23 protein-coding genes and 1 riboswitch are annotated in these 24,812 nt (G+C 50.8%); of the genes, 9 read left to right on the top strand and 14 right to left on the bottom strand.

Annotation, left to right across the window (positions count from 1 at the left end; all coding sequences use genetic code 11):
• Positions 1 to 142: 142 nt before the first annotated feature.
• Positions 143 to 1,423 carry an adenylosuccinate synthase gene (locus tag AK95_RS24010; protein WP_071222426.1) on the top strand — a complete coding sequence of 427 codons (1,281 nt, stop codon included), beginning with the start codon at positions 143 to 145 and terminating at the stop codon, positions 1,421 to 1,423.
• Here the strand turns inward: AK95_RS24010 and AK95_RS24005 are convergent.
• Positions 1,410 to 2,162 (bottom strand): alpha/beta fold hydrolase, encoded by a 753-nt coding sequence (locus AK95_RS24005; protein ID WP_071222425.1) that lies wholly within the window; start codon positions 2,160 to 2,162, stop codon positions 1,410 to 1,412. The two genes, AK95_RS24010 and AK95_RS24005, sit on opposite strands and share 14 nt — an antisense overlap.
• A gap of 147 nt (positions 2,163 to 2,309) precedes the next feature.
• Here AK95_RS24005 and AK95_RS24000 point away from each other — a divergent pair, with 147 nt between their 5' ends.
• On the top strand, positions 2,310 to 3,251 hold the full coding sequence (locus AK95_RS24000) for a helix-turn-helix transcriptional regulator (protein WP_071222424.1): 942 nt from the start codon (positions 2,310 to 2,312) through the stop codon (positions 3,249 to 3,251).
• A gap of 44 nt (positions 3,252 to 3,295) precedes the next feature.
• Positions 3,296 to 4,129 carry a nucleotidyltransferase domain-containing protein gene (locus tag AK95_RS23995; RefSeq protein WP_071222423.1) on the top strand — a complete coding sequence of 278 codons (834 nt, stop codon included), beginning with the start codon at positions 3,296 to 3,298 and terminating at the stop codon, positions 4,127 to 4,129.
• An 11-nt stretch (positions 4,130 to 4,140) separates the two neighbouring features.
• Here AK95_RS23995 and AK95_RS23990 read toward each other — a convergent pair whose 3' ends face one another.
• Entirely contained in the window at positions 4,141 to 4,914 is a 774-nt protein-coding gene (locus AK95_RS23990) for an SDR family NAD(P)-dependent oxidoreductase (protein WP_071222716.1), read from the bottom strand.
• Positions 4,915 to 5,008: 94 nt separating this feature from the next.
• Positions 5,009 to 5,467, bottom strand: coding sequence for a chemotaxis protein CheX (locus AK95_RS23985; RefSeq protein WP_071222422.1), 459 nt, complete (start codon positions 5,465 to 5,467; stop codon positions 5,009 to 5,011).
• 418 nt (positions 5,468 to 5,885) lie between these two features.
• Between AK95_RS23985 and AK95_RS23980 the strand changes: the two genes are divergently transcribed.
• The gene (locus AK95_RS23980; protein WP_071222421.1) at positions 5,886 to 6,788 is read left to right on the top strand and encodes a LysR family transcriptional regulator; all 903 of its coding nucleotides are present in this window, start codon (positions 5,886 to 5,888) and stop codon (positions 6,786 to 6,788) included.
• A gap of 53 nt (positions 6,789 to 6,841) precedes the next feature.
• A complete protein-coding gene (locus tag AK95_RS23975) occupies positions 6,842 to 7,651 on the top strand; it encodes a histidinol-phosphatase (RefSeq protein ID WP_071222420.1) in 810 nt (269 codons plus the stop codon).
• A gap of 232 nt (positions 7,652 to 7,883) precedes the next feature.
• On the opposite strand, the gene AK95_RS23970 is transcribed toward AK95_RS23975, so the two are convergent.
• The gene (locus AK95_RS23970) at positions 7,884 to 8,792 is read right to left on the bottom strand and encodes a metallophosphoesterase (protein WP_071222419.1); all 909 of its coding nucleotides are present in this window, start codon (positions 8,790 to 8,792) and stop codon (positions 7,884 to 7,886) included.
• Between the two features lie 96 nt (positions 8,793 to 8,888).
• Here AK95_RS23970 and AK95_RS23965 point away from each other — a divergent pair, with 96 nt between their 5' ends.
• Complete coding sequence (locus tag AK95_RS23965; protein WP_071222418.1) at positions 8,889 to 10,268, top strand: aldehyde dehydrogenase; 1,380 nt, start codon at positions 8,889 to 8,891, stop codon at positions 10,266 to 10,268.
• A gap of 71 nt (positions 10,269 to 10,339) precedes the next feature.
• On the opposite strand, the gene AK95_RS23960 is transcribed toward AK95_RS23965, so the two are convergent.
• The 5 genes from AK95_RS23960 to AK95_RS23940 all read right to left on the bottom strand — a co-directional run bounded on the left by AK95_RS23960 (position 10,340) and on the right by AK95_RS23940 (position 15,372).
• Positions 10,340 to 11,026: a potassium channel family protein gene (locus AK95_RS23960; RefSeq protein WP_071222417.1), complete on the bottom strand. Its 687-nt coding sequence runs from the start codon at positions 11,024 to 11,026 to the stop codon at positions 10,340 to 10,342.
• A 217-nt stretch (positions 11,027 to 11,243) separates the two neighbouring features.
• Positions 11,244 to 12,044 carry an AAC(3) family N-acetyltransferase gene (locus AK95_RS23955; RefSeq protein ID WP_071222416.1) on the bottom strand — a complete coding sequence of 267 codons (801 nt, stop codon included), beginning with the start codon at positions 12,042 to 12,044 and terminating at the stop codon, positions 11,244 to 11,246.
• Positions 12,045 to 12,160: 116 nt separating this feature from the next.
• On the bottom strand, positions 12,161 to 12,925 hold the full coding sequence (sdhB, locus tag AK95_RS23950) for a succinate dehydrogenase iron-sulfur subunit (RefSeq protein WP_071222415.1): 765 nt from the start codon (positions 12,923 to 12,925) through the stop codon (positions 12,161 to 12,163).
• 19 nt (positions 12,926 to 12,944) lie between these two features.
• Complete coding sequence (gene sdhA / locus AK95_RS23945; protein ID WP_071222414.1) at positions 12,945 to 14,687, bottom strand: succinate dehydrogenase flavoprotein subunit; 1,743 nt, start codon at positions 14,685 to 14,687, stop codon at positions 12,945 to 12,947.
• A gap of 16 nt (positions 14,688 to 14,703) precedes the next feature.
• Positions 14,704 to 15,372 carry a succinate dehydrogenase cytochrome b558 subunit gene (locus AK95_RS23940; protein ID WP_071222413.1) on the bottom strand — a complete coding sequence of 223 codons (669 nt, stop codon included), beginning with the start codon at positions 15,370 to 15,372 and terminating at the stop codon, positions 14,704 to 14,706.
• A 348-nt stretch (positions 15,373 to 15,720) separates the two neighbouring features.
• Here AK95_RS23940 and AK95_RS23935 point away from each other — a divergent pair, with 348 nt between their 5' ends.
• Positions 15,721 to 16,638 (top strand): LysR family transcriptional regulator, encoded by a 918-nt coding sequence (locus AK95_RS23935; protein WP_071222412.1) that lies wholly within the window; start codon positions 15,721 to 15,723, stop codon positions 16,636 to 16,638.
• Positions 16,639 to 16,674: 36 nt separating this feature from the next.
• Here AK95_RS23935 and AK95_RS23930 read toward each other — a convergent pair whose 3' ends face one another.
• Both AK95_RS23930 and AK95_RS23925 read right to left on the bottom strand, forming a co-directional pair.
• Positions 16,675 to 17,349 carry a potassium channel family protein gene (locus AK95_RS23930; RefSeq protein ID WP_009592874.1) on the bottom strand — a complete coding sequence of 225 codons (675 nt, stop codon included), beginning with the start codon at positions 17,347 to 17,349 and terminating at the stop codon, positions 16,675 to 16,677.
• A gap of 16 nt (positions 17,350 to 17,365) precedes the next feature.
• Entirely contained in the window at positions 17,366 to 18,706 is a 1,341-nt protein-coding gene (locus tag AK95_RS23925; RefSeq protein WP_071222411.1) for a TrkH family potassium uptake protein, read from the bottom strand.
• A 65-nt stretch (positions 18,707 to 18,771) separates the two neighbouring features.
• A riboswitch (cyclic di-AMP (ydaO/yuaA leader) is annotated at positions 18,772 to 18,916 on the bottom strand.
• Between the two features lie 291 nt (positions 18,917 to 19,207).
• On the opposite strand from AK95_RS23925, the gene AK95_RS23920 reads away from it, so the two are divergent.
• On the top strand, positions 19,208 to 20,896 hold the full coding sequence (locus AK95_RS23920; protein ID WP_071222410.1) for a CPBP family intramembrane glutamic endopeptidase: 1,689 nt from the start codon (positions 19,208 to 19,210) through the stop codon (positions 20,894 to 20,896).
• Here the strand turns inward: AK95_RS23920 and uvrC are convergent.
• Together uvrC and trxA are read right to left on the bottom strand one after the other, a co-directional pair.
• Positions 20,868 to 22,871, bottom strand: coding sequence for an excinuclease ABC subunit UvrC (gene uvrC / locus AK95_RS23915; RefSeq protein ID WP_071222409.1), 2,004 nt, complete (start codon positions 22,869 to 22,871; stop codon positions 20,868 to 20,870). The genes AK95_RS23920 and uvrC overlap by 29 nt on opposite strands.
• 135 nt (positions 22,872 to 23,006) lie before the next feature.
• Positions 23,007 to 23,324 carry a thioredoxin gene (gene trxA / locus AK95_RS23910; RefSeq protein ID WP_009592891.1) on the bottom strand — a complete coding sequence of 106 codons (318 nt, stop codon included), beginning with the start codon at positions 23,322 to 23,324 and terminating at the stop codon, positions 23,007 to 23,009.
• Between the two features lie 253 nt (positions 23,325 to 23,577).
• Here trxA and AK95_RS34300 point away from each other — a divergent pair, with 253 nt between their 5' ends.
• Positions 23,578 to 23,733 (top strand): hypothetical protein, encoded by a 156-nt coding sequence (locus tag AK95_RS34300; protein ID WP_006212594.1) that lies wholly within the window; start codon positions 23,578 to 23,580, stop codon positions 23,731 to 23,733.
• A 117-nt stretch (positions 23,734 to 23,850) separates the two neighbouring features.
• Here the strand turns inward: AK95_RS34300 and dnaI are convergent, their stop codons facing one another.
• Positions 23,851 to 24,804, bottom strand: a complete 954-nt coding sequence (gene dnaI / locus AK95_RS23905; RefSeq protein ID WP_071222408.1) for a primosomal protein DnaI — start codon at positions 24,802 to 24,804, stop codon at positions 23,851 to 23,853.
• Positions 24,805 to 24,812 lie beyond the last annotated feature (8 nt).

Here is a 24,812-nt window from a genome sequence, read left to right as displayed (position 1 = left end):
CCTGTTATCCGTATTCTTCTCTACAGAATCGTATAACATAAATGAAACTAATGTCTACTATTACTAATATCAATTTTATTTATGATAATTCAGCTCATATAATGAGCCCTGTAAAGAAAAAGACCGTAGGAGGCGAATATGCTTGACAGTTACAGCCATAGTAGGAGCCAATTGGGGAGATGAAGGCAAAGGAAAAATGACGGATGTTCTTGCGGCGCAATCGTCGTATGTCGTCCGATTTCAGGGAGGGAGCAATGCAGGACATACCATTATTAACGATTATGGGAAGTTTTCGCTGCACATGCTGCCGTCAGGTGTATTCTATCCAAACGTAACAAATATCATCGGTCCGGGAACGGCTTTGGATATGGAGGTATTGATCAAGGAGCTGCAGGAGCTGGAAGCAAGGAACGTCCCCGCCCCCAAACTGTTTATATCGGAGCGCGCCCAAGTCGTGCTTCCTATTCATCGGCTGCTGGATGAACTGGAAGAAGAACGGCTCGGTGCCCGGGGATTCGGTTCTACGAAACGCGGGATCGCGCCATTCTATGCTGATAAATATGCAAAGCTGGGCATTCAGGTAGCTGATCTGTTCCATCCCCAGCGGCTTCGTGAACGGCTCGAGCAGATGCTTGCCATCAAGAACGTGCAGCTGCAGCATCTGTACGGGAGAGAGCCGCTAAACGTTGATGAGATGACCAAGCAACTGCTGGAGTCCTTCCGGCTCCTGTCTCCATATATCGAGGATACCACCACGATGCTGCAGCAAGCTTATATGAAAGGCGACCCTATTCTCGTGGAGGGCCAATTAGGTGCACTGCGGGACCCGGATCACGGGATTTACCCGTTCTCCACCTCCTCCTCCACGCTGGCAGGCTATGCACCGGTCGGAGCTGGACTGCCGCCGTACGCCATCAGCCAAGTCATTGCTGTAGTTAAGGCTTATTCAAGCTGTGTCGGCGCCGGCCCGTTCGTGACCGAACTGCATGGGGATGAAGCGGATGAGCTCCGCCGCCGTGGCGGCGATGCAGGCGAATACGGGGCAACGACCGGCCGGCCAAGACGAATGGGATGGTTTGATACGGTAGCCACCCGTTACGGCTGCATGGTGCAGGGCGCTACCGAAGCCGTTCTCACCAACCTTGACGTCCTGGGGTACCTGGATGACATCCCCGTATGCGTTGGCTACGAATTAGAGGACGGAAGCATCATTGACCATTTTCCGGTAACGGCCGATCTCCAGTCTGCAAAGCCTGTTCTGAGAACACTGAAGGGCTGGAAATGCGACCTGTCGCATATCCGATCCTTTGACGAGCTCCCGGAAGCCGCACAGCAATATGTGCAGTTCATTGAATCGTCCATTGGCGTTCCTATCAAGACGATATCCGTCGGCCCGAGACGGGATCAGATTATGATGAGATAACCGGGTGACGGCCTTCGTTCACTTGATTTGCGAAGCCATCCAGTATCCGCTGGACTCCACGGGGATCGCTCAGCATTGGCAAATGGCCGGTGCTGAGGCTTTCCACCCCATCTGCAGACAGATTGGCTATCATGCTTTCCTGCGTGGATAATCCGAACTCTTTGTCTTGGGTGAGCTTCACATAAAGCTTTGGCACATCGGGAACAGACGCTTGAACGCGATCCGTATAGACTCTGCGGGATTCCGGAACAAACTCCGCTGCGATTCGGGAAGCCTGCTCCTCCGGCAGATCACTGCACAGCCCATTACGGATTGCGGATTCAGGCGGCTTCGTGCCAGCCGTTTTCAGGATGATCGGCATGATGGCCCTCAGAGGAAACGGAAGCACCGAAACAAATGAACCTCCGCGCTTAGGAATCGCGGCACCGATGGCTACAAAACCGGCAACACGGCCTGTGAACCGGGAGGCCAGCTCCATAGCCAATACCCCGCCCAGGGAATGCGCCACAATGACAAACTTGTTCGTCCCCCACGTTCTCACCTGCTCCGCCATATGGTCTACGTATTCCGCCAGCCCCAAATGATGTCCCGAAACCACATTCCGATCCCGCAATGGGTATTCCACTTTCAAATACGGATGACCCAGCCCTTCCACAACGCAATCCCATACTCCTCCGTTCAATCCTGCTCCGTGTATAAAAACAAATCCCAGCTCTTCTTTAGTCATGTCTTGTTTCATTCTATATTCTCCTCCCTTAATGGACCCTGCTCCAAGGATTCAGCGTGAACCCTTGCTTCTTGAGAACATCATATCTTTTAAATAAGACAAATATTGTCTTATTTAAAGAATAAGATAAAATAAATGATATGAGACGGAGGTATTCCTATGCAGAAATCCCAGCGCCTGATTCAATTAATGATGATGATCAATGCAAAAAAATCGTTTACGGTAAAAGAGCTGGCCGATGAATTCGGGCTCTCCGTCAGGACCCTGTCAAGAGATTTGGATGAGCTGAGCGGGCTCGGCGTTCCCATCTACTCCGTGCAAGGCCGAGGGGGCGGATACAGATTGCTGCAGGAGCGGATGCTGCCGCCGATCAGTTTCACGGAAAGCGAGGCGACCGCCATCTTTTTTGCGTGCCAATCCTTAAGCTATTTCAGCACGCTCCCGTTCGGTGACGGAGCCGCCACGGCCCTCCACAAGTTCTATCATTATTTGCCGGCAGATACCAAGGAGCAGATTGACCGTCTTAAGGATCGCGTTATGATCCACAGTCCATTCCGTGCGATGTCCAGCGAGATTTTACAAACGCTAATGGAAGCCATCATGGTTCGGCAAGCGGTCACCATCTCCTATCGTTCATCCGCAGGAAGCAGTCAGCGGCATATTCAGCCTATCGGCTTGTATGCAAGCTCGGGCTACTGGTATTGTCCGGCCTACTGTTTTACTCAAGAGGATATCAGACAGTTCAGAGTCGACCGGATCATTGCTGCCAGCCTCAATGAGTCCATAACGATCCGTCAAGATATCGCCAGCCAAACGCTGCGTGACATACCGGAAACCGGGGATGGGGAAATGAAGCCGTTTGAGGTACAATTAACTTCCAAAGGGGTTTGGCTGCTTGAAACGGATACTCGCCTTGGCCCCCATATCCATAAGAACAAGGATGGCAGCGGAATTATTCAGCTTGAATTACCAGCAGCCGACATCTTCTTCTATTCGGACTATGTGTGGCGTCTCGGAGAGGATGCTACCATCATCTCCCCAGCTGAAGCCGTTCAATGGACCCGCGAAAAAATTGAATCCATGAGGCAAAGGTATACATAAGGGTAGATCAATTCCGTATACAACATTTAAGGAGGAGAACATGCATGAGTGCAGAAGTTGATTCTTTGATCCAGCGGATAACGGAAGAACTTCGGGAGGTGCCCGGCGTTATAGGGATCGTACTCGGGGGATCCAGAGCCAAAGGAACTGCCAAACCGGATTCCGATATCGATATCGGCATTTATTACGATGAATCACAAGGGTTCAAGGTAGCGAACATCGCTAAGGTGGCAAAGAAATTAGATGACGAGCATCGGGAGGGGATTATCACTTCATTGGGTGAATGGGGCGCCTGGGTTAACGGGGGCGGATGGTTAATGATCGAGGGCTATCATGTGGATTTCTTATTCCGTGATGTACACCGCGTGTCCGGCATCATCGACGACTGTTCCGCAGGCTCAGTATCGGCGCATTACCAAACCGGACATCCGCATGCTTATCTGAATGTGATGTATATGGGGGAAATCGCGATTTGCCGTATACTGTGGGATTCGGATAACCGAATACAGACGCTGAAAGCCAAAACGGTTCCTTATCCAAAAGCATTAAAGGATGCAATCGTTGGCTTCTTTACCTTCGAAGCATCCTTCTCCTTGATGTTTGCGGATAAAACAGCTGCCAGCGATGATATTAGCTATGTAACCGGCCACTGCTTCCGCTGCATTTCGAGCTTGAATCAAGTGCTGTTTGCCAAAAATGAGTTGTACTGCATCAATGAGAAGCGTGCGGTGGCCATGATCGAAACCTTTCCCATCAAGCCAGCCAATTATAAGCAGCGCGTGGACCGAGTAATCACACTGCTCTCATCAGATGCAGAAAAAACAAAACAAGCCACTGCGCTGCTTCAGGAGCTTGTTGCCGAAACGGAAGCGTTGTAGCGCCGCAGCCGTTATTTCTTATTCATCCATTTGTAAGACACGCGGTCTGCAAACCTCGGAAACAGCTGGTACAGCCTTATGCCCAGTGAGGCCAGCCTCGGAAGATTGAGTTCTTCCTTGCGCTTTCTCACCAGCTTCACGACCTGATCCGCAACATATTCGGCCTTCATCATAAACCAGCTCACATTTTGGACATAACCGCCTGTCGGATCGGCCAAGGAAAAAAACGGGGTATCGATGGGGCCGGGGTTTACAGTAGACACGGTTATGCCTGTGTTCCTCAGCTCCTGCCGGAGTGAATTGCTGAACCCAAGCACGGCATGCTTCGTGGCCGAATAGGCGGTGGATTTGGCCGTTCCGATTTTTCCGGCCATGGATGCAATGTTTACGATATGGCCGTCACCCCGCTCCAGCATTCCCGGCAGCACGGCTTGCGTACAGCGCACGATGCCCATATAATTGACGTCCATCATGTCCTGAAACTCTTCTTGGCGCATGTCCATAACAGCTTCGAACTTGCCGTAGCCGGCATTGTTAATCAGCACGTCGATTCTGCCATGGCGACGAAGAAGGCCTTCCATGACAGATTGCACCTGCTCGGGGCTCTGAACATCCATAGTTGCAAGCTCATGGGGGCCCGGCATTCGCGCACCCACCTCCTGCAGACGTTCTACCGAACGGGCACACAGCACCACATATGCTCCTTCTGCAGAAAGCTTCTCCGCGATCAAAGCGCCGATTCCGCTGGATGCTCCCGTTACGACGACAACTTTATTTTTTAACATGATTTCATTATCCCTTTCTTCGCCGGCACACCTCATGATTCCTCATTTTTGACAGAGACTTGCATGCACGGCTATTGGGTTCATTACTTCTATTTTATGAAATCATGACTTGAATATCCAGCTCCCCGATTCCTTCCATTCTCAGCGGAATACAAAGGGCTTTCTTCTGAATAAGACTTGACGTGCTATCCGATTTCATTACCTTGGGAGGCGTAATATCCACGCTGACGCCCTGGTTCGATAAAATGGTGCTGGCATTGCCGCTTATCATGTTTCCGAGCTCTGAAATCGCGCTTTGCCCCATCTCATCCATCTCGGTAATGACATAACCGCCCATCATCACCGATACCATCTGCAGAGCTACCTGCTCCTGAATTCCAAATACAATGTCACCGTTCATTTGGCCTGTCATGCCAATTTGGATCCAGATATGATTCTCCAAATATCCGATCTCTTTGACCCCAAGATTCCCCGTGGAAGGTGAAACCTGTATGACTTGTTCGATCACGTGTCGTGCGGACTCTAAAAAAGGATTGATGACTTCCGCTTTCATTCCTCATTACGCCCCTTTCACTGGGTTGTTGGTCAGGGTCCCAAAGTCCCACCTATATATTTAAACATTATAATGGATACCTTGTAATAAATCATCACAAAATAGCGACAGCCCTCATTCCAACAACTGTATTGCCATGTCAGCTATCGCTTGAAACGCTTTAGTACGAAGATATTCCTTTCGCTTAAACGGGCCTTTGGTCTCACCTTTTTTCTATGTCTACTTTACTATTATCGGAAGGTTTCCCCATCTTTTAATAATAATTAAATGGAAATTAAAATGTTTTTCATTTTTTCGGCCGAAAACAACCAGGTTTGCTCCCTTCGTTGCTCCACCGGGAAGAATAACCTATAATTTAAATAATACAGATTGCACGCGATAGATGAGCGGAAGAATATATCAAGTAAGGAGGAAGGCTATGAACATCAGCCAATTGGAAACGCTTATTACCATCTCCAAAACGATGAGCTTTCGCAAAGCGGGAGAGCTTCTTAATCTGACACAACCGGCGGTATCCGCCCAGATCAAGAGCCTGGAAGAAGAATTTAAAACGGTGCTGGTGGACCGGAGCCAGCCCGTAACGTTAACCGACCGGGGACAGGTCTTCGTGGACCATGCCGAACAAATCCTCGGGATCGTCGATGAGCTGAAGCAGCGGCTATCCGACCTTGATCAAACTCCCCAGGGTCATATTCAGCTGGGTACAACCACTTCCATAGCGATTCAGATCCTGCCACGGGTACTTTCCTACTTTCAGGATCAATTCCCTCATATTAAAACAACCATTCAATCCATGGCCTCTTCGCAAATCTACCACAGCGTGGAGAACGGGCTCATCGACATCGGGATCGGTTATCTGATCGAGCGCAATCCCAACTTAAGCACATCCATTCTGTACTACGATACCTTTGAGCTTGTCGTATCCCCTCAGCATCCGCTAGCCAAACTCTCCACGGCAAGCATGGATGTGCTCGGCGGAACCCCCCTTATTCTGCTAACGCGCGATACCGTTGGCCGCCGCTTCGCAGACGACGTAATGAAGAAGCACGGCATTGAGCCGCAGGTTGTTATGGAACTGTCTAGCAGCGAAGAAATTAAACGGATGGTCGAGATCAATTTGGGCGCAGCGATTATATCGAAGCAGTCCGTCGCGACGGAGCTGCGTAACGGCACCCTGCAGATTGTTCCCCTGAGCGAGCTTGAAGTCAGCCACCCTGTCGGCGTAATCTATAAGAGCGGACGATACGTCAGCTCCGCTATGCGTCAATTCCTCAGTGACCTGAAAGGCATGCCCGAAACACAGTTCATCAGCAGCGAATAACGCCGCATCAAATCTAGATTGATAATCAATCAAGCGTTATAAAGGAGGTCAACATGAAATTTGATCTGCACACCCATCATTTCCGCTGCGGTCACGCAGACGGCAACATTCGAGATTATATCGAGGCAGCGATTGCGGCAGATTTACAGGTAATCGGAATCTCGGACCACACTCCATACTTCGGGAGCCCGGAAGAGCAGCCTTTTCCGGCCATCTCCATGGCAAAAGCGGACTTTGCGGGGTACGTACAAGAAGTTCTGGACTTAAAACGGGAATATGAAGGTAAAATCAAGGTCCTGCTGGGCATTGAATCCGATTATTTTCCGAATCATGCCCAGGTTTATCAGCAGGCATTAACAGCCTACCCTTTTGACTATATCATCGGCTCCATCCATCACGTCAGGGATGTTAGCATCTTCAATAAAAACCGCTGGAAGAAACTGACCCCGCAGCAGCAGGTTGCGGATAAAGAGGAATACTTTAATCTGATCCGCCAATCCGCGCGAAGCGGCATGTTCCAGATCATCGCCCATATGGATGCCATGAAGGGGAATTATCCGCTGTTCTCCGAAATCAAGGCCGACGAAGCAATCGAGGAAACGTTGAAAGTCATCGCGGAATCGGGCCTTGCCATCGAGATCAACACGTCCGGCAAAACCAAGCTGTGCGGCGGCTGGTATCCATCCAATGCCATCTTGGAGGTCGCGCACCATCACGGCGTTGACGTCACCTTCGGCTCCGACGCTCACAAGCCGTCAAGGGTCGGAGATGAATTTGACGAAGTCGCTAAAGTGCTCAAAGAAATCGGATACACGGAATGGGTATATTTCGAACAAAAGCAGAAGGTGACCGTACCTCTTTAATGGGGTACACCTCCTTCTGTTTTTTTGTATTTTTATAGGAAGCACAGTAAAATAGGCAAAAAAAGTGGACCCGTTACCGGGTCCAAAACATAATATATATTCTCAAAAGGGGGTCATGTGATAAGTTTAACCCGCGGCTGTTAGAGTTTGATAACAGGTATATTTCATTTGTGTAACAAATTCCAAGTGATCCTTTCATCTTGAAATGTTCAGATCACATATTTCAGTCCCATTATGCCATGGAACGCAAGGTAAGCACCGTAAGCTCAGGTTTGCACAAGAAACGAAAAGGAAGCTGCGTCGTGCCGATTCCCCTGTTTACATAGAGCAGCATTCCTTGCGAACCTGTAGTATATAGTCCTTGCACATAACGCTTTGCCCCGGGCGGCGTGATCACCTCTCCAATCCAGGGCAAACGGATCTGGCCCCCATGGCTGTGCCCCGACAGTTGGAGATGGAATGAATAGGCCGCAGTCGTGTCTGCATAATCCGGCTCGTGCATTAAGAGCAGCTTGAACATCCCGTCGGGTAAATCTTGAATGGCCGCAGCCGGATCCGGCTGCCCCCAGAATACATCGTCCAAACCTGCCACGGCGATGACAGCACCCTCCCGCCTCAGCTTCACGGCCGTGTTCCGCAGCACGTGAAATCCGGCCTCTTCCTCCAAAGAGATTAGAGTCTCCACGTCTTCGTAATCATGGTTACCCAATATGGAAAAAAGGCCGAGAGGAGCTTTCAGCTCGGTGAACGGTTGAATGGCAGCCCTCATAGCCTCTGTATTGCCGTCCACCATATCCCCCGTGAAACAGATCATGTCCGGTTTCTCTTGTTGAATGGCTTGTACCAAGCGTGCCACATCTTTTGCCCCGGTGTGAAAGCCCAGATGCAAATCGCTAAACTGAACGACCTTCATCCCGTCAAAAGCCTTGGGCAGTGAAGGAAGCGCCAAAGTCAGTCTTGAAATGTCCAATTGATGAGGCTCCCATAACGATGCGTAAGCCCCGCCTGCAACGCCAACGCCGACCACGGCGGAAACACCCATCTTCAGAAATTGGCGGCGCGACATCTTCGTCTGCATGACTTCTCGCTTTCCCCCTTCATGGGCTGTGCCATGCGGGGCTGCCGAGGATGGATTTCTCATAGATGGACATCCTCCTATATAATAATAAAGAGTACAGACTTTATCGTCCTTATGGTTATTCATATACATAGAATAGCAACAGAAAGGGGTTTACATATGACTGTTAACGATTCGATCGCAGCATTAGTTTCAGCTCAGCGGCGTTTTTTTCATAAAGACATTACCAAGGAAGTGGATTTCCGTCTGCAGCAGCTAACCAAGCTGCGCCAAGTTCTGATAGCCAGGGAAAACGATATCATGAAGGCCCTTCGCAAAGACCTGAACAAAAGTGAACAGGAGGCCTTCACGACGGAGATCGGCGTTGTCTATAAGGAGCTTTCCTTTATCATAAAGAATCTGAAGCGCTGGGCCAAGCCGCAGCGAGTCAAAACCGCACTGACGCATGTAGGCAGCAAGGGAATGGTTTACCCTGAGCCCTACGGAACCGTACTGATTATTGCTCCCTGGAATTATCCTTGGCAATTGGCCCTCTCTCCGCTGATCGGAGCTTTGGCCGCCGGGAACACCGCGATTATAAAGCCCTCCGAGCTGACGCCTAACGTATCCGGACTCATTACGTCCATCATCACGGAGACGTTTGAGCCGCAATACGTGGCTTCGGTGGAGGGAGGACCCGAGGTAAGCACAAGCTTGCTGGAGCAGCCGATGGATTATATCTTCTTTACCGGCAGCACCCATGTCGGCAAAATCGTCATGCAAGCCGCCGCCAAGCAGTTGATCCCGGTAACGCTGGAGCTTGGAGGCAAAAGCCCCTGTATCGTCCACGAGGATGCCCCTCTTGCCCTGGCGGCAGCACGTATCGCATTTGGCAAATATACGAATGCCGGCCAAACCTGCGTCGCGCCGGATTATGTGCTCGTACACAGCAAGATCAAGGAGAAGTTCATCGCGCACCTGAAAGACGCCATCACTTCGTTTTACGGCGAGAACCCTCTAACGAATCCCGACTATGGGCGCATGGTTTCGGAGAAGCATTTTGACCGGCTGTCCGGTTTTCTGAACAATGGAACCCTTCGCCATGGCGGGAACATCTCTAAGGAAAACTTGCGCATCGAGCCCACCGTTCTGGACGATATCACTTGGGATATGCCGGTTATGGAAGAAGAGATTTTCGGCCCCCTGTGTCCGATCCTGACTTATGAGGATGTACACGAAGCTGTCCAGGCGATTCATCACCGTCCCAAGCCGCTCGCTCTTTACTTGTTCACGGAGAATGAGGACGTTCAGGATTACGTGCTCTCCTCGGTTTCTTTTGGCGGGGGATGTGTCAACGATACGCTGATGCATCTGGCCACTCCCTTCCTTCCATTCGGGGGTGTCGGCGAGAGCGGGATGGGCGCCTACCACGGGGAACACAGCTTCCATACCTTCTCTCACAAGAAAAGCGTGCTCAAGCAGACCAACCGGTTCGATTTCAAATTCCGCTATCCTTCCAAGAACGGACTCGGCATTCTAAAAAAGCTGATGAAGCCGTAGCTTTAACTAAGGTCTTGCACGCTTGACCACTAGCACAAATAAAAAAGGCGCATCGTCAAAGATGCGCTTTTTTACATGGATGAATGCTTTCTTCGATGCGGCTTACTGGCCTTCGCTTTCTCTTCACTGCCAGCCACATCCAAGCCGTCATCGCCCGGTGTGAAAATCCGGCGCAGCGTTCCCAGCATGGACAGCGCATACGCAACGGTAATGAAGCTGAAGGCAATCTCCAGCACTACGACAAGCCGGGACGTATTGTCGATAGGGGCTACATCGCCATACCCGACCGTCACAAACGTTGCCATGCTGAAATACAGGAAGGTAATGAACTGGCTCAGCAAATCCTGGCCGATATTCTCGCCTTCGAAGGAAGTGCCTCCGAACAGCTTATAGATCGACATATACACCATCGTGAAAAACAAAATGCACATCCCCGCCGCCATGCTGATCCGAACCAAGGTTGTTTTCATATCAACATGCTGATGGACGGAGTCTGCAATCTTGTCGAATATGTACAGCACATAGAAAATAACGGAGCATAATGCAAACAACAGGATCAGAGCGCGCATGCCGCCATCTCCGGGCACCACGTTCATCAGATCGATCCACCCAAGCAAATCTTCAACCGATACCAGGACATAAATGAGCAGTGGAGCAAGCAGCAAAGGCCTGCTGGACCACTTCTTGTCCATACTGTAGAACAAATAAATCAACAGCAGGAAGCCCGTCAAATTGAGCAGCCACATCCACCATGACATTTTCAAGTCCCTCCTTTGGCTTGAGGTCTGAAGCTGCAGATCGTACCATTACACCTTTATTACCCTTGTAACGGTATTTATGCACCTGGAGGTCGCTGGTAGTTTCGCCCCTGCTCACTTTATACAACGTTCATGTCCGGCCGAGCCCTCATTAAAAAATAGCGCCAAAACACGCATGCGAGACGAACGAGAGCCGTGCAACTGCCTGCTTTAGCATCTAACGGTTCTTCTCCAACCACTGCGCGGCATGGTCCACCATGGTCCGCTGTTCAGCCAATACGCTGTCTGCCTTTCCTACACGGCCATGCTTATATGCACCGGGGCACTGCGCTTCAAACGAGGCTCCAATCGCTTCAAAATCGTCGGAATGATAGTTGATATCCTGGAATGCCTCCCACTCTGTAATTCCCTGTACCCTGCGTACTGGCGCGTGCGCGGTCACCACCTTCTTGCCTGCCCAGTCCGCGCGATATTCGCTAAGGTGGAAGGATGTATTATTGGCATAGCCGCTGCCCAGCATAAGCACGTAGGCCCCAGCTTCATATAAACGCGCCAGCGGCGAGACTTCTCCCAAGCCGTAATTCAGCGAATGGGGTTGCATAAGCGCCTTCGCATCCCTGCCGCGTGCAGCAAACGAAACATGCGGGTGTAGGCTTCGGATGACCCCTTCTTGCTTGCGGAACACTTCCGGTATGATCCCCATCCCTGATGTGACGGTCAGAGCCGGATCATAGGGAGGCATGCCTTCGCGGATCAGATCCCACCATTTCGGGTCGGCCGGAGGATTCCCCCATGTCTTCGGATCGGTTAAGTTCGCAGACTGCGTCGGCATCACCAGTGTACCTTCATCGCCCAGTACGCCCTCCAGTGCCAGTATAACCGCCTCCGGACCGCCGACGATCCATCCGCCAAGGCTCTTAAGCGAGGAATGAACCAGCAGGGTCATTCCCTTCCTTACGCCCAGAGCAACCAGGTCATCGCTAATATCTTTTATCGTAATCGGTCTTTCAATGATCAAGTAACTCACCTCGATTTCAATATCCTAAAAAAACACATGATTTCTATCATACAACAAAAAAGCGCCTGTACCGAAGCCATGCCCCGGTCAGACGCCTTGGTGTTAAAATTAACCGATTAAACGCTAAGCCAGCGCTTAAACAGGTGTTTGGTTGTATCCTTGTTCATTTCCGCAATCGACGTGGTCAGCGGAATGCCCTTCGGACAAGAACGCACGCAGTTCTGCGAGTTGCCACAGCCCTCGATGCCTCCGTCCTGCATTAGCGCTTCCAGACGCTCTTCCTTGTTCATCTCGCCTGTCGGGTGAGCATTGAACAAACGAACTTGGGAAATGGCGGCTGGTCCGATAAAATCCGTTTTTTCGTTGACGTTCGGACAAGCCTCAAGACATACACCGCATGTCATGCATTTGGACAGCTCGTAAGCCCACTGGCGCTTCTTCTCCGCCATTTTGGGTCCGGGGCCAAGGTCGTAGGTGCCATCGATCGGAATCCACGCCTTCACGCGCTTAAGCGCCGTGAACATGCGGCTGCGGTCGATTACCAAGTCTCTCACAACCGGGAAAGTCTTCATCGGCTGAATTCGGATCGGCTGTTCCAGCTTATCGATCAGAGCCGCACACGCTTGGCGCGGCTTGCCGTTAATGACCATGGAGCAAGCTCCACACACTTCTTCAAGGCAGTTGGAGTCCCAGCATACAGGTGCGGTCGTTTGGCCCTGCGCATTTTTGGGATTGCGCTGAATTTCCATCAGCGCACTTATAACGTTCATGCCGGGACGGTACGGAATTTCGAATTCCTCAGTATAGGATTTCGTCTCCGGATTGTCCTGACGTGTAATGATAAACTTAACGCTCTTTGAGGCGGCTGTCGTTTGAGACATCGTAAATCCCCCTTCCTTCTTACTTGTCTTTCGAATAGTCGCGAATACGCGGCGGGATTAAGGAAACATCCACTTCTTCGTATGAAATTTGCGGTCCATCAGGCGTCCAGGTCGCTTTGGTTGTCTTGAGGAATTCTTCATCGTTACGATCAGGGAATTCCGGCTTATAGTGAGCGCCGCGGCTTTCGTTCCGGAGAAGCGCACCCAGCGTCATGGCTTCGGACAGCTCCAGCATGTTCCACAGCTGGCGCGTGAACGCCACGCCCTGGTTATTCCAGCGGGAGGTATCCGTCATATTGATATTGCGGTAACGCTGCTTCAATTCCTTGATTTTGCCGATGGTAGCTTCAAGCTTGTCATTGTAGCGAACCACCGTCATGTTGTTGGTCATCCATTCGCCGAGCTCTTTATGGATTACATAAGCATTCTCGGTTCCTTCCATTTTGAGCAGGCCTTCGTATTTGGTCGTTTGCTCTTTCGCAGCGCGATCAAATACTGTGGAGGAAACATCCTCAGCGGACTTCTTCAGGCCTTTGACATATTCAATCGCCTTCGGTCCGGCCACCATACCGCCGTAGATGGCGGAGACCAGGGAGTTCGCTCCCAGACGGTTCGCACCGTGGTATTGATACTCGCATTCTCCGGCTGCGAACAGCCCCGGAATGTTCGTCATTTGGTTGTAATCGACCCACATGCCGCCCATGGAATAATGGACTGCCGGGAAGATCTTCATCGGGATTTTACGCGGATCATCGCCCATGAATTTCTCATAGATTTCAATGATGCCACCAAGCTTCACGTCCAGCTCTTTCGGATCTTTATGGGAGAGGTCAAGGTAGACCATGTTCTCGCCATTGATGCCAAGTCCCATATCAACGCAGACGGAGAAGATTTCACGCGTCGCGATGTCGCGCGGCACCAAGTTTCCGTAAGCTGGGTATTTCTCTTCGAGGAAGTACCATGGCTTCCCGTCTTTATAGGTCCAGATCCGTCCGCCTTCGCCGCGTGCCGATTCCGACATCAAGCGGAGCTTGTCATCGCCTGGAATGGCTGTCGGGTGAATCTGGATGAACTCGCCGTTGGCATAATGAACGCCTTGCTGATAAACGGCACTGGCCGCTGTTCCCGTGTTGATCACCGAGTTGGTCGTTTTTCCGAAAATAATACCAGGACCACCGCTTGCGAGAATGACTGCTTCAGCTTTGAACGACTTGATCTCCATCGAGCGCAGATCCTGAGCAGCGATACCGCGGCATACACCTTCGTCGTCGATGATCGCATTCAGGAACTCCCAGTTCTCGTACTTGGTCACAAGACCCGCGGTTTCCCAGCGGCGAACCTGCTCATCAAGCGCATAGAGCAGTTGTTGTCCGGTCGTTGCGCCGGCAAACGCAGTCCGGTGACGCTTCGTTCCGCCGAAACGGCGGAAATCGAGCAGTCCTTCCGGCGTACGGTTAAACATAACGCCCATGCGGTCCATCAAGTGAATAATGCCCGGAGCCGCTTCACACATCGCTTTAACCGGAGGCTGATTCGCAAGGAAGTCGCCGCCGTACACCGTATCGTCAAAATGCTCCCAAGGAGAGTCACCCTCACCTTTCGTATTCACGGCGCCATTGATGCCGCCTTGCGCACACACGGAGTGAGAGCGTTTAACAGGTACAAGTGAGAATAGATGAACGTGAGCTCCTGCTTCTGCCGCTTTGATGGTTGCCATCAGCCCGGCGAGGCCGCCGCCCACTACAATAATATTAGATGCCATTTTTCGTTCACTCCCCTTAACTTAAGACTGTCTTAACTACATCGATCGCTGCCGTCGCCGCCTGGAATTCGGAGCCGCGGAATGCTGTCATAGCAAGAACAAACAGCACGCTCATCAATACGAACAAGCCCATGCAGATGTAAGTGGATACCTTCTGCGCGCGCGGACCGACGGTAATGCCCCAGCTGACGAGGAACGCCCACAGGCCGTTAGCGAAGTGGAAGGTTGCGGAAACAACGCCGATGACGTACAGAGCAAACAGAACCGGATTGTTCATGATGCCGTGCATCGTGGCGCCCAAATCGTCATGCGTGATTTTGCCGATCATGATTTGGAAACGCGTATCGTACATATGCCAGATAACAAAAACGAACGTAATAACGCCGGTGATCCGTTGGATGGTAAAGCGGATGTTCCGTTCATAGTTGTAATTGCCCACGTTGTTATTCGCCTGGTAAGCAATGTATAACCCGTAGACGCCGTGATATAGCAGTGGCAGCCAGATCAGGAACAGCTCGAGGAAAAATACCAGCGGCATGCTGTTCAAAAAATGGACCGCGCTTGCGAAGCCTTCCTTTCCACCCTCGAAAGCCTTAAAGTTGGAAATCATATGGCTGAGCAAAAATGCCCCAAGCGGTATGACACCGAGTAAAGAATGCAGCTTTCTGGAATAATACCCTTTCATCAGTTGACGTTCCCCTTTCCAATGTGCAGCGTTTTCATTTTCAATCTTTCCTATTTTCAGAACAATTACACTTACCCTGTCCTAAAGAGGTTGTTCACAAGGCCCACTTTGGATTACGAAGTGAATCAGGAAGCCACTCGGCATCTAAACCGACCTTTATGAACTAGCATTAAACCGTTGCAACGACAAAAAGCTGCCGATTTCGGCAATCGTGTGAACAACTTGTGTCATGTTTCATGTTACTCCTTTTTTTCTTATAATGGAATTGCAATATAATTATTAATCGTTATAATCTATACGCATAAGCAATGTTTTGCACGCATGTCTATTTTATATAGGAGGAATTCCATGTTCGAAGAACTGGACATGTTCGCCGTCGTTGTAGAGCAATCCAGCATAAACCAGGCCTCCAAGCTGCTTAACTTGTCCCAGCCGGCCCTGTCCCGGAAAATAGCCAAGCTGGAGGACCAGCTCGGGCTGCAGCTGTTCAACCGCCGGGGCAAACGGCTGGAGCTTACCTCCATCGGACAGATTGTCTACACCTTTGCCCTGGAGCAGCGGCAGCAGCAGATCAAATTCATGCAGACGTTAGCCCATTACCGGGAGGGGGATCAGATCTCGATCAACTTGGGGGCCAGCCTGACCACCCTTCAGACGACCTTGCCCCCGCTCGTTAACGCATTCATGGAGCGACATCCCGCGGCCGAAATCAAGCTGATTACCGGCAAGACCCATGAAATCGTTTCTTATGTAAGAGATAAACGCGTCGATGTCGGCATTGTCGCCTCCTCCATCAACCAGCCCGGATTAAACTGCATCCCGTTGTTTGATGACCATCTGGAGCTTGTCATCCCATCTTCACATCCGCTGGCGGAGCTCGACGATGTTGGAATCGAGCAGCTCCAAGGCTTGCCGATGATCATTTTCTCGACTGGAACCTGGTATCGCAAGCTGACGGATGACCTGTTCCACCGCTGGGGCATTATGCCGGATATCCGCATGGAGATCGACTCCTTCGAAGCGATCGTCAGGCTCATCCCGACCTGCAAGGCGGCCGCGCTTCTGCCCAAATCCTATCTCAGGCCGCAGCTGTTATCCGATAACGGGCTTGTCGACATTCATATTCCGGCACTCATCGAAACCCGGCGGACGACTTCGCTGATCTACGGCCAAGCCTCGGATTTAAGCAAGGCAGCCAGCCGCTGGATTGACGAAACGGAAATTCTGTTCCGTAAGCTGGAGGAGGATAAAACCAAGAAAACCTGACGATATGCATGACCGTCAGGTTTTTTTCTTCTATATTTATTTTTCGAGCATATTCACGACCTCAGACTCAAAGCGATCCACATTATCATTCGAACCGATAACGACCATAATGTCGCCGGAGTTCACCACGTCCATGGCTGTCGGCGCTACGATGATGCCGGATTGTTTATTCAGGGCCACCACGCTGACACCGTAACGAACCCTCGTATTGAGCTCGCTAAGCGTTTTTCCGTCCATGCAGTCCGTGACCGTCATCTCCACAATCAGATAGTCCTTGGATAATTCGATATAGTCAAGCAGATTGGGCGTGACAAGCTGGTGAGCGACCCGGATCCCCATATCCCGTTCCGGAAAGATCACCCGGTCGACGCCCAGCTTCTCCAGCGCCCGGCCGTGCAGCACCGAAATCGCCTTGGCAACGACCATGGCGACACCAAGCTCTTTCAACAAGATGGCGGATAAGATGCTCATCTGAATATCGTTTCCGATCGCAACAATGCCGCAATCGAAGTTACGGATACCGAGCGATTTAAGCACCTCTTCATCGGTAGCATCCGCTACCACCGTGTGTGTCAGCAGCTCGCTCATATCCTCGACAACCTCTTCATTTCGGTCGATGCCGAGCACCTCATATCCCTGTTCCATCAGTTCAAGCGCCAGGCTGGCGCCAAATCGTCCCAAACCGATGATTGCAAATTGCTTTGGTTTCATGTCTCTCCAGTACTCCTTATCCAATAATCATTTTGCCTTCCGGATGACGATATAATTCTTTACCCTTTTTCGGCCCCAGTGCATAAGCAAGCGTCAAAGGCCCCAATCGCCCTGCAAACATCGTAATGCTGATCAAAACCTTCCCGAACACCGTCAGATCAGGCGTTAAGCCCATGGATAGACCCACCGTACCGAAAGCGGACGTCGTTTCGAATAGAATCTCCAGGAAATCCCCTTCCTCTGTCGTCGACAGAATCATCGATACGGTTAGAACGAGCAGCAGTGCCAGTAATGCAATGGTCAGTGCCTTCAGCACACGCTCCTGGGCCAGGCGATAACGGAACATGACGATGTCTTCACGCCCGCGCATCATGGCGATGACCGCCCCCACCATAATGGTGAAGGTTGTTGTTTTGATACCACCCCCGGTTGAACCTGGGGATGCTCCGATAAACATCAGAATAACGATAAAAAATTGCGTGGCCTGTCTAAGCCCCGTAATATCTATAGTATTCGCGCCAGCTGTACGCGGCGTTACGGATTGGAATAACGCGCCGAAGAATTTTCCGCCCCAATTCAGGGAGCCGAGCGTCCTCGGATTGGTGAATTCAAAAATAAGAATGACGATAAATCCAACCAGCAGCAAGGTAGCCGTCATGGTGAGCACTACTTTGGAGTGCAAGGAAAGTCTCCGCTGTTTCCGGAAATCAATCAGATCGGATAATACGATAAAACCGATGCCGCCCGAGACAATCAAAAACATCACGACAACGTTGACTACAGGATCATAGACATAACCGGTCAAACTCCGAAAATCGCCAAACAAATCGAAACCGGCGTTGTTAAACATCGTGACCGCATGAAAAACGCCATAATAAATCGCTTGGCCGATCGGCATATCAAACGCCCAGCGGATCGACAGAATCAAGGCACCGCAGGCCTCGATGATCAGGGAGTACAGGAGCACTCTGCGAATCAGCCTTACGATTCCTTCCATCGAGGACTGATTCATCGCTTCCTGCAGAATGAGGCGATCCTTGAGCGATATGCGCCTTTTGAGAGCCAAGGCAAACAAAGTGGCCATCGTCATGAATCCGAGCCCGCCGATCTGAATCAGCAGCATGATCACGATCTCTCCGAAGGAGCTGAATGTCGTTCCTGTATCCACCACAACCAGACCCGTTACGCAAGTTGCCGATGTCGAAGTGAACAAGGCATCGATAAATTCCAGCGGTTCACCTGTACTTGTGGATATCGGCAGCATTAACAGCGCCGTCCCGATGAAAATAATAGCCGCGAAACCAAGCACGAGAATCTGCGGCGGAGACAACCTGAGCCAGTTCAATTTAGAGTTCAATCGGTCACCTTCTTAAAAAAAATCAAGAAAAAAAGACACTGGAAAACGCAGTGCCCTTTACGGTCTGGTTCCTGTGCTGCAGCCTACGAGGTTAGCTGACGGATTCGGGCATTTTCACAGGTCGCCCTATTCATTATTCTGGAAATAATGAAATTCACCCCAATTACATGGTTCCCCCATTTTCAGTACGAAATTCGGCTGGAATATTCGGTTCCTTGAAGCATGATGTGATTATAACGCAATCCGGTACGTAACCCAATGCCGTTTTTCACCCAAAAAATCTTTAAAAGAGCGCGAATTGGGCATATTCAAGAATACAAGCATAGGGTTCTCTAACGTTTTCGAAACCTTTCATTCATTTTCATCGATTTGTTTCATTATTCCGGATATTGGGATAAGCTGCTTATGACTTTCATAACTATGTTATATTGACTCTATGCGTTCTTAATCAGGCATATCGAATACCAGTGGGAGTATCAACTTTCTTAGAGGAGGAATTTCATGAATCGTGCAAGAGAGCCCTTGAAGCTGAAGCCCAATCTGAAGCAGCTCATCGCGCCTGCCGCAGTCGGCCTGATTCTGTTCCTATTATTTCAGGTGTTTCCGTCGACGAATTCGGATTCTACCGAGATGGCATCTCCGAATATCATATCCAAGGAGCAGGCTCGGCAAGCGGCTTCAAGCTTTGCTCAGGAGTTTTTGCAGTTTACGGCTGCAAAAACGGATGACACGCTGGTTACATATCAATCCAAATCGGAACTTTACGGATATCTGGCGAAGGAAAAAAGACTTTCGGAATACAACAAAACCTATGAAGCCAAATATCCCTATGACGTATACCGCGTTCGCTTCAGCGAGCCGGGCGGCGATGCCCTCAATGTGGACGTGCACATGCAAAATTCAGGCATCGTTGGCTTCTCATACGATTACACCCGCTCCAGCTATGACCGGATTGAGCTGAACAAGGGCGATGTACAAAGGCAGATGCTGCTTGTCGTCGAGGACGGCATGTCATTAGCCGAGAAGCAGGCTCTCGCTGAGCCTTGGCTCCAGCGAGCGGGCTATGATCCTTCGCAACTGGAGCTGGTTACCCGGGAAGGGGAACCCCGGCTCCGGTATGTGGATCCGGAATCCAAGATCGGCGATTCCAGATTGGAGCACCGTTTCACCTTCGAGCAGGGGAAATTACGCTCCTATGAGCCATCTTTTTCGGTCCCGGCCGCCCATTCCGCCTATGTCAACAAGCAGACCCAAGATGCCACGCTGCTGACGCTCGCAGGGTATGGCCTGTTCACCCTCATCCTTGGCATACTTGCGATTGTGTACAGCGTGAAGACCAGAGCCTACACGTCGTTTAAGCGCGGCCTGTTCCTATCGGCGCTGCTGTTTGTCATTCAGATGCTGAATACGTACAATCTGATTCCCGTTTTCAAATCCGAGGGGATGTCGCAAACCGGCATACTCGGGATGATGATTTTCTATGCGGTCTATTCGCTCATCTTCTCAGCTCTGCTCTACTTCTCCCTTGTCGGGGGGAGCGGGCTATGGCTCAAAGAAGACGGGCTCAATCCATGGCCGCGCGCCAAAGAACCCGGATACGGTCATTATGTGCTGGACAGCATGAAGCTGGGGTATATGTGGGCTTTCATCCTGCTTGGGGTCCAATCCATTATCTTTGTCGTTCTGGGGCTAACCTTGAATACATGGTCCACCACGGATGCCACACAGTCGCCTTATAACATGCTCTATCCTTGGCTGTTTCCGCTGATGGCTTGGCTGGCCGGCATATCCGAGGAGGCCGTCTATCGGCTGTTCGGGATCAAAATGCTGAAAAAGATTGTGCGCAATACGTTCGTGGCCAGTTTGATCACCTCGATCATCTGGGCGCTCGGGCATACACTCTATCCGATATACCCTGTAATTTCCAGGCCCATTGAACTGGTTATCATCGGCTTGCTGTTCAGCTACATCTTTTTGAAATACGGGTATTTGGCGGCCATGTTCTCCCATGTCATCTTTAATAGCATCTTGATGGGCATTAGCCTGATCCTGCTCAAGGATACCAGCAACTTGCTGATGGGTGCTTTCTACATGGTGCTTCCGGCGATGGTCGCCTATGCGATTTACCGTTTCAATCCAACAAAAAAAGAGAAGCCGTATGTCACGACTCCTCCTCACGAAGTGCCTTAAGAATTTCCGTTGCTAATTTCTCACCGATTGAAAGGGGCTTGAAGTCTTCGACTGAAGCCTCTTTTATTTTTTTGACTGAGCCAAAATGCTTTAACAGCAGCTTGCGGCGCTTCTCTCCAATGCCCGGGATGGAATCCAGCTTGGAGGATACCATCGATTTGCCGCGCTGTTCGCGGTGGAAGGAAATCGCAAAACGGTGAACCTCGTCCTGAATGCGCTGCAGCAAATAGAACTCCTGGCTGTCCCGGGGAAGCGTAACCGGCTCCGGCGGGTCTCCGACCATGAGCTGCGCTGTCTTATGCTTAGCATCCTTCACAAGCCCGCAGACCGGGATAAACAGCCCCAGCTCATTCTCAAGCACATCGATGGCGGCGGAAATCTGCCCCTTCCCTCCATCGACCACAATCAGATCGGGAAGCGGCAAATTCTCCTTCAAGACGCGCTCGTACCGCCGCCGGATGACTTCACGCATCGTATCATAATCGTCCGGTCCCAGCACGGTACGGATCTTGTACTTCCGGTATTCCTTCTTGTCCGGTTTCCCATTGGTGAATACAACCATGGCCGATACCGGATTGGTCCCCTGAATGTTCGAGTTATCAAATGCCTCGATCCGGTTCAGCGACTGGAGGCCGATCACTTCGCCCAGATTCGCCGCGGCAACCGAGGTGCGTTCTTCATCACGTTCAATCAAGCGGAATTTCTCGTCCAAGGACACCTTCGCATTATCCGATGCCATGCCCACCATCTGCTTCTTCAAGCCTCGCTGCGGCACATGCACCTTCACGCCGAGCCATTCCTGCAGGGCGGCAGCCCCTCCGGCTGCATCCACGATGCCCGCAGCTTCCGCCTGCTCCTCCTGTGCCTGGGCAAGGGCAGCCTGCTGCGCATCCAATGTCCCTGCGGAAAGCGGATTCGCCGAATCCACGGCTTCCTCTGGGCTTCGCACACCTGCATCCGCAGCCGTTCCCGTAACCGGCTCCGAATCAGCCTGGTCTATCAACAGAGGCTCAGGCAGCAGAATTTCCTGCGGCAATGCAGGATTATCACTGTAATACTGGGCAATAAAAGACATAAAGTCGCTGTGCGCATCGCCGTAGAACGGAAAAACGGATTTGTTGCGCTGCACCATTTTCCCTTGGCGCATGTACAGAATCTGCACGCACATCCAGCCTTTATCCACAGCATAACCGAATACGTCGCGGTCCCGCGTATCCGTCGTCGTAATCTTCTGCTTCTCCATCAGCGTATCAATATGGATGATCTGATCCCTCAGCTCTTTGGCTCGCTCGAAATACAAATCCTCCGCGGCCTCCTGCATCTTGCGCTGCAGCTCCTTCTTGATCTCCTCATGCCCACCGCTAAGAAATGATGTAATCTCCCCGGTGATCTGCTCATATGCAGACTTTGGAATTTCCTTCACACATGGAGCCAAGCATTGCCCCATATGATAGTACAAGCACACTTCTTTCGGCATGACGCCGCATTTGCGCAAAGGATACATCCGGTCCAGGAGCTTCTTGGTCTGCTGTGCCGCATAAGCATTGGGGTAGGGGCCAAAATATTTGGCTTTATCTTTAAGCACCCTTCTGGTCACTTCCAGACGGGGATGCTCTTCATTCGTTATTTTAAGATATGGATAGGTTTTATCATCCTTCAGCAGCACGTTGAATCTCGGCTGATGGGTTTTGATCAGGTTGCACTCCAGAATCAATGCTTCCATGTTGCTGCCGGTTACAATGTATTCGAAATCGCGGATTTCCGAAACCAGCATCTGGGTCTTCCCGTTATGGCTTCCGGTAAAATAAGAGCGTACCCGGTTCTTCAGCACTTTGGCCTTGCCCACATAAATAATCGTGCCTTCATGATTCTTCATCAAGTAACAGCCGGGCTGGTCCGGCAGCAATGCCAGCTTGTGTCGAATATTTTCCAGCGCCTTCTCCTGGTCCTGAAGCTGTTTGGCAAAATCGTCCATGCTGTCCCTCCTCTCCAAGGAGATTATATAGTATTAACCATAAATATAAAACACTATGAATAACCACACAAAGCGCCTCCGGGTTTCACCGAAGGCGCTGTATGAAAGCAGATGGCGGTCTAGGACCATGCCTGCTTATTGATGTTTTGCAATGATGCCTTTCAAGGCTTCTTTGGAGTTCAGACCTACCACTTTATCGACAGGCTGGCCGTCTTTAAAGAAAATCATGGTCGGAATGCTCATCACGCCGAAACGTGCTGCGGATTCCGGATTCTCATCCACGTTCACCTTAGCAATTTTTACATCATCGCCGAGTTCTGAAGACAATTCGTCCAGAATCGGAGCAAGCATTTTACAAGGGCCGCACCATGGCGCCCAGAAATCAACTACAACCGTTCCTTGACCTTCAACTTCATTCACGAAGGTTTGGTCGGTAACATTGACGATAGCCATTGTATTCTCCTCCTCACAGGATAAGATCAGGTATAGTGCGAATCATAATTGTCGAATGGGTCGACGAATTTAGTATACCACAATCGGCCGGAAAAAGTGAAATATACTCACCTAAAGAAAGAGGATTTCACGGGATTTTTATGCAATCTTTACAAATGATTTGCGCATTGGGTATACTACTAGTAACAAGTCGGGTGACTGTCAAGTTTTTCGAGTTGGCACGGCATGTTCACCTTTTGAGGAGGCAAGCACCATGGATGTAAACGTACGCGTTAACGATCCACGGGAGCACATCAATGAAGAACCACGCAATGACTTTGGCGATTTGATGATGGGCTTCGTGGGGATGTTTGGTTTCATGACCATCATCTTTTTCGGATTCGTCATTATCAAGTTCTTGGTCGGCTAATACTTGATGACTCCTTGTGCGTAAATAAAAAGTCTGATCCCTGCCGCGTTCCATACGCTAACGGGATCAGACTTTTTACAATTCATGGGGGGGTCCAAAGGAAGCTTGCTTGCAATACTAGAATTTACCTCGCTGGTTCTCCCCGAATAGATGAACGACATCCACAAAAGGCGCAATCCGGTTCATCAAGCGCTGACCTTTGTGAAGCTCCTCGCCATCCTTGCTCGTGAAGCTCAGATGCTGTTCAAGCCCGTCGAGCGGATAGTTCGACGTATAGAAGGTCGGCAGCCGATTCATCCGGAAATTCAGGATGGAGCCGAGGACATGATCCCGAACCCACGGATTCAAATTCTCCGCTCCGATATCGTCAAAGATCAGCAGATCGCAATGCTTCATCGTCTCCACCATGTCCTTCAGCTTCTGTCCGTCCTGCATCATGGTCTTCAGATCTTCCACGAAATCAGGCATATACACGATAACGCCCGAATGGCCTGCTTTCGCGAGCTCATGCATTAGGTAGCCCATCAGGTAGGTCTTGCCCGTACCGAACGAACCGGTGAGATACAGGCCGCGCGGAGACAACCCATTCTCCTTCGTATCCCGGATGTATTTAAAGACCTGGTGCACGGCCGGTGCCCGCAGGCGGTCCTTCGCCATAATCTCCATATTGTCATAACCTTCGTTCAAGGCATGCTCATCGACATAAAAGCTGCGGATCCGTTTTTTGATCTGATCCTCATTGGTCTTCGCAATCTGCAGGGAACACGGCGCCTTCCGCTCATAGATCTCCACGGTTCCGTTCGTCCGCTGGATATCCAGCTTGCTGAAATGTCCCTGGAAATCATTCGGACACCGGTCCAGACCCGGGCATGCCTTGCAGTGGGCCTGATCTCCCGCATATTGATACAGTTTGCTTAAATTCAAACGAATGACCCGGTCATCGATCTCCGGGTATTCGCTCCGCAATGTTTGAATCAGAGGATTCCTGAGCAAATCTTCCATAATCTGCTCGGTTCTGCGCCGGAGCGCAGGACTTTTCATGCTTTCCAGCAGTTCACCAAGGGACTCCATCTCTAGCT

This window comes from Paenibacillus sp. LC231, assembly GCF_001860525.1.
GTDB lineage: Bacteria > Bacillota > Bacilli > Paenibacillales > Paenibacillaceae > Paenibacillus_AQ.
The sequence above is the reverse complement of the archived record's forward strand: the minus strand, read 5'-3'. Positions and strand labels throughout refer to the sequence as shown.